This window comes from Polynucleobacter sp. 39-46-10 (assembly GCF_002282275.1).
This window is the reverse complement of record NZ_NCJB01000174.1, coordinates 1-4922: the sequence shown is the minus strand read 5'-3', so window position 1 is coordinate 4922 and position 4922 is coordinate 1. Positions and strand designations below refer to the sequence as shown.

At 46.6% G+C, this 4922-nt stretch carries 5 protein-coding genes; 3 read left to right on the top strand and 2 right to left on the bottom strand.

What is annotated here, in order from left to right; genetic code table 11:
- Nucleotides 1-43: 43 nt before the first annotated feature.
- Genes rnr through B7X71_RS11790 form a run of 3 tightly spaced genes read left to right on the top strand, consistent with a single transcriptional unit; the run spans nt 44 to nt 3459 of the window.
- Nucleotides 44-2455, top strand: a complete 2412-nt coding sequence (rnr, locus tag B7X71_RS11800) for a ribonuclease R (protein ID WP_293598789.1) — start codon at nt 44-46, stop codon at nt 2453-2455.
- A 28-nt stretch (nt 2456-2483) separates the two neighbouring features.
- On the top strand, nt 2484-3239 hold the full coding sequence (gene rlmB, locus B7X71_RS11795; RefSeq protein ID WP_215300959.1) for a 23S rRNA (guanosine(2251)-2'-O)-methyltransferase RlmB: 756 nt from the start codon (nt 2484-2486) through the stop codon (nt 3237-3239).
- Nucleotides 3240-3273: 34 nt separating this feature from the next.
- Nucleotides 3274-3459, top strand: coding sequence for a DUF2892 domain-containing protein (locus B7X71_RS11790; RefSeq protein ID WP_293598788.1), 186 nt, complete (start codon nt 3274-3276; stop codon nt 3457-3459).
- Nucleotides 3460-3482: 23 nt separating this feature from the next.
- Here B7X71_RS11790 and trxC read toward each other — a convergent pair whose 3' ends face one another.
- Nucleotides 3483-3905 carry a thioredoxin TrxC gene (gene trxC / locus B7X71_RS11785; RefSeq protein WP_293598787.1) on the bottom strand — a complete coding sequence of 141 codons (423 nt, stop codon included), beginning with the start codon at nt 3903-3905 and terminating at the stop codon, nt 3483-3485.
- 30 nt (nt 3906-3935) lie between these two features.
- Nucleotides 3936-4904, bottom strand: a complete 969-nt coding sequence (tal, locus tag B7X71_RS11780) for a transaldolase (RefSeq protein WP_293600825.1) — start codon at nt 4902-4904, stop codon at nt 3936-3938.
- Nucleotides 4905-4922: the final 18 nt, after the last annotated feature.

Below are 4922 nucleotides of genomic sequence, written 5' to 3'. Positions count from 1 at the left end.
AATAATGATTGATATATAAGGCATGAATTGCCGAAGGAATTAAATGCGTAAAGCAAAAAACTTGGTGCCACGAGAGGCTGACCGCTTAGGTACAGTCCAAGGTCACCGAGATGGATTTGGATTTGTAATACCGGATGATGGTGGAGAAGATATTTTTCTTTCTGAAAGAGAAATGTCCCGCGTTATGCACGGTGATAGGGTCAATGTCAGAGTATTGGGAACAGATCGTCGTGGTCGACCAGAGGGTCAGATCGTTGATGTGATTCTGCACGCAAATAAAGTCGTCATTGGCCGCCTCTTAAATGAGAATGGCGTTTTGATTGTTGCGCCAGAGGATAAACGCATTGGTCACGATATCTTGATTCCACCAAAGGGTCAGGGTAATGCCAAATTGGGTCAAGTAGTGAGCGTTGAGATCATTGACTATCCAGATAGCTATCGTCAAGCCGTTGGCCGCGTTGTTGAAGTGCTTGGTGAAATTGATGACCCTGGTATGGAAATTGAAATCGCCGTTCGCAAGTATGGCGTCCCGCATGAGTTTTCAGCGGCTGTTAAAAAAGAAGCGGCTGCCTTGCCCGATACAGTTCAGCAATCCGACCTTGAAGGTCGAGTTGATTTACGTGATGTCCCTTTAGTCACCATCGATGGTGCCGATGCTCGCGACTTCGATGATGCGGTATATTGCGAACCGGTGATGTATGGCAAGAGCAAGGCTTGGCGCCTGATTGTTGCCATTGCTGACGTATCCCACTATGTAAAGCCAGGCCAACCCTTAGATGATGAAGGCCTGCTGCGTGCAACGTCGGTGTATTTCCCGAGACGGGTAATACCAATGCTGCCTGAGAAGATCTCTAACGGTCTTTGTTCTTTGAACCCTGGTGTTGATCGTCTCTGTATGGTGTGTGACTCAGTTGTGGATAACAACGGAGTAGTGTTGGCATACCAGTTCTATCCAGCGGTAATGCATTCTGCACAACGTTTTACCTACGATACAGTGTGGGAGATACTTTCTAATAGCAAGGGTCCTGAAGCAACGCGTTTTGCTGATTTCAGGCCTTTACTGACAAATCTCTATTCTCTGTACAAAATTTTATTAGATGCACGTCAAAAACGGGGCGCTATCGAATTTGAAACTACTGAAACTCAAATTATCAGTAACGAGCTGGGTAAGATTCTGCGAATCGAGCCGCGTTTGCGCAACGATGCGCATCGCCTCATTGAAGAGTGCATGTTGACAGCTAACGTCTGTGCAGCAGATTTTATCGATCAGAATAAGCATCTCAGCTTGTATCGCGTTCACGGCGAACCTTCTGAAGAAAAGTTAGTCACCTTGCGCCAAGTATTGCGCACCTCTGGTTTGTCATTAGGTGGTGGTGAAAAGCCAAAGCCAAAAGACTATGCCAAGCTCATGCGCGAAATCAAAGAGCGTCCTGATGCCAATATGCTTCAGTCCGTTGTTTTACGTTCTATGCAGCAGGCGATGTATCAGCCGGATAACGAAGGCCACTTTGGACTTGCCTATCCAGCGTATTCGCATTTCACTAGCCCGATTCGTCGCTACCCCGATTTATTGACTCATCGAGTTATTAAAGCGATTCTGGCCAAGAAGCCCTATACACCTGTATTGCCGCCAACCGTCCCGCTCAACCTTACTTTGCCACGCAAGGGTAAGGGTCGTGAAAATGCGGTTAATGCTAAGAAGTCTCACAGTGATGCGAAAGAAGCTGCTGCCAAAGGTACACGCTTGCCTAAATTACCAAAGGGTGCGAATGCTGCTTTGCCTATTTGGGGTCAGCTGGGTGTGCATTGCTCATCTAATGAGCGTCGTGCAGATGAAGCATCTCGTGATGTCGAAGCATGGCTCAAGTGTTATTACATGCGAGATCATTTGGGTCAAGAGTATGCTGGCACCGTTACTGGTGTAGCTTCTTTTGGTTTATTTGTGCAGCTAGAAAATCTCTTTGTTGAGGGCATGATTCATGTCACAGAATTGGGTGGCGATTACTTTCAGTATGACGAAGCCCGACAAGAGTTGCGTGGCGAGAGAACAGGTATTCGCTATCGCTTAGGTGATCGTGTGCATGTCTTAGTCAGCCGCGTTGATCTTGACGCCCGCAAGATTGAATTTAGCTTGGTGAAGTCTGTTGGTCTAGAGCCAGGTGGTACAACGAATCGCCGTCAAATTATTTTAGCTAGCGATACTGGCAGACCCAATAAAAAGGCATCTCCAAAGAAGGGTCGCCCTGGCAGTAAAGAGCCGCAGAAGCATTCTGGAGTTAATGTGAATGCCGCAAAGTCTGCCGGTAATTTGGGTGCCAATCAGTCTAAGAATCAGGCTGGAAGAACGGCCAGTAAAGTTGCCAAGTCAGGCAAGTCCGGTAAACCAACTAGACCAGCTGGTAAGCCTGCTGGCACTAAACCACCTGTCCGCAGTACTAAAGCGCGTCGCAAATAATTAGCAATACAGGATGAGATAAGTAAAGATGAAGCAAATATTGGTGGGTTTTCATGCAGTGCAAGCGCGTTTGCGAGTTGATGCCGCAAGTCTGAAGTCAGTTTATTTTGATCCTAGCCGTCGTGACCGTCGTATGGGTGATTTTCTTAAGCAAGCTGAAGAGATTTTGGGTGAAAGATTGCATGCAGCCGATGCTGAACGTCTTCATAAACTCGCTGGCCATGATCGCCATCAAGGTGTAGTCGCTTTAGCAGAGAAGATGACCATCGCCCGAACTATTACCGAGGTGGTTGAAGATGCGGAGAGTAATCAAAGTAAAGTAATGTTCTTGGTATTGGATGGTGTTACAGATCCCCATAATTTCGGTGCATGTTTACGTGTTGCTGATGGCGCTGGTGTTGATGCAGTAGTGATCCCTAAAGATCGCTCGGCCTCTATCAATGCGACTGTGAGCAAGGTATCTAGTGGCGCTTCTGAAGTAATGCCAGTGATTACCGTTACCAACTTAGTACGCAGCATGAAAGAAATGCAAGAAGCGGGTGTTTGGTTAATTGGCACTGACGATGAAGCTGAAAAGTCTATTTATGATCTGGATCTCACTGGTCCGATTGGTATCGTCATGGGCGCAGAGGGTGAGGGTATGAGACGCTTAACGCGCGAGACTTGTGACGAGTTGGTGCGTATTCCGATGAAGGGCGTTGTTGAGAGTTTGAATGTTTCTGTAGCGAGTGGCGTATGCTTGTACGAAGCACTAAGACAGCGCTTGGCTAAAGAGCCTAAATAAGTAGTAAATCCATCAATTTGCTCAAGGGGCTTCTATGAAATGCAATATTGGACATACTGACCGCGTTCTACGAATGACTATTGGCGTCACCCTGATGGGGCTTGCTGGTTTTGGTATTACTGGCCCTTGGGCGTGGATCGGCATTATCCCTTTGCTGACTGGGATGATGGAAAATTGCCCCGCCTATATTATTTTGGGTATCAGTACCGCTAAGAAGTAATTTGCTAGTTGATTAGCAAAACATTAGGCAATTAGCTGCTGAATGAATTGCTCTAATTGAGCTGGCGGTAGTGCGCCACTAATGCGATGCACTTCTTTACCGTTTTTAAATCCCGCTAGCGTTGGTATTGAGCGGATATTCCATTTCGATCCGAGCATTTGTTCTGCCTCGGTGTTGACTTTGACAAACAAGACCTGATTTGCGTGAGCAATAGCGCTTGCCTGAAAGGTAGGACCAAACATCTTGCATGGCCCGCACCATGGTGCCCAAAAGTCGACTATTACCGGCATTGTTGATTGAGTCACTAGTTCGCTGAAGTTTGCCGCAGTGGCATTGATGGGGAGTGAAAGAAGCTCCTGTTTGCAAACGCCACAAACTGGTGTCTGATTGAGTTTTTCAGCAGGGACGCGATTTGCTTTATTGCAATGTGGGCAATGGATAATCATGATTACTCCTCAAAAGTTTAGTCTAGTGACTTAATTACTTAAAAGAATTTCTAATTTTTCTGTATCGATACAGAAATTGCGTATGCCTTCTGCAAGCTTTTCTGTGGCCATAGCATCATTATTTAACTGCAATCTAAAGTGAGATTCATCTAACTTGAGAGCTGAGATATTTTCGCTAGCAAGAGCGCTTGCTGCATTGTTGGAATTGAGCTTCTTCTCAACTGCTGTCGTGCTGTTCTGAAGATCACCCAAAAGCTCTGGACTGATAGTGAGCAAGTCGCATCCTGCTAGCTCTAGGATTTGGCTGGTGTTGCGAAAGCTGGCCCCCATGATTTCAGTGGTAATGCCGAAATGTTTGTAATAGTGGAAGATACGCTTGACCGAGGTGACGCCAGGATCATTCGCACCGCCATTATTGACATCACTCCAGCTGCTACCCAGTTTGGCTTTGTACCAATCGGTAATACGCCCTACAAATGGTGAAATCAATTTAGCATTCACTGCACCACAGGCAGCAGCTTGCACCAAAGAAAAAAGCAGCGTCATATTGCAGTGAATGCCCTCGGCTTCCAAAGCTTTAGCTGCCTGAATCCCTTCCCATGTACCTGCTAGTTTGATTAAGACACGCTGACGATCGATCCCGTGAGATTCATACAGTGCAATCAGATGCCGTGCTTTGTTAATGGTTGCCTGAGTATCAAAAGAAAGGCGGGCATCTACTTCAGTTGAAACCCGTCCTGGAACAATCTTTAAAATTTCAAGGCCAAAAGCCACTAGGATGTGGTCGACTAAATCGACTGGTTTCATACTAGGGTGGGCTGATTTAACTTGGTTTACCAAGGCCTGATAGTTGGCTTGCTGTGCTGCCTTGAGTATCAGGGATGGATTGGTTGTTGCATCTTGGGGCTGGTATTCCTGCATGCGCTCAAAGTCGCCGGTATCGGCTACGACTGTAGTCAGTTGCTTTAGTTGGCTCAGCGCGGTAAGGGAGGAGGTCATGTGGATCTTGAATGTTCT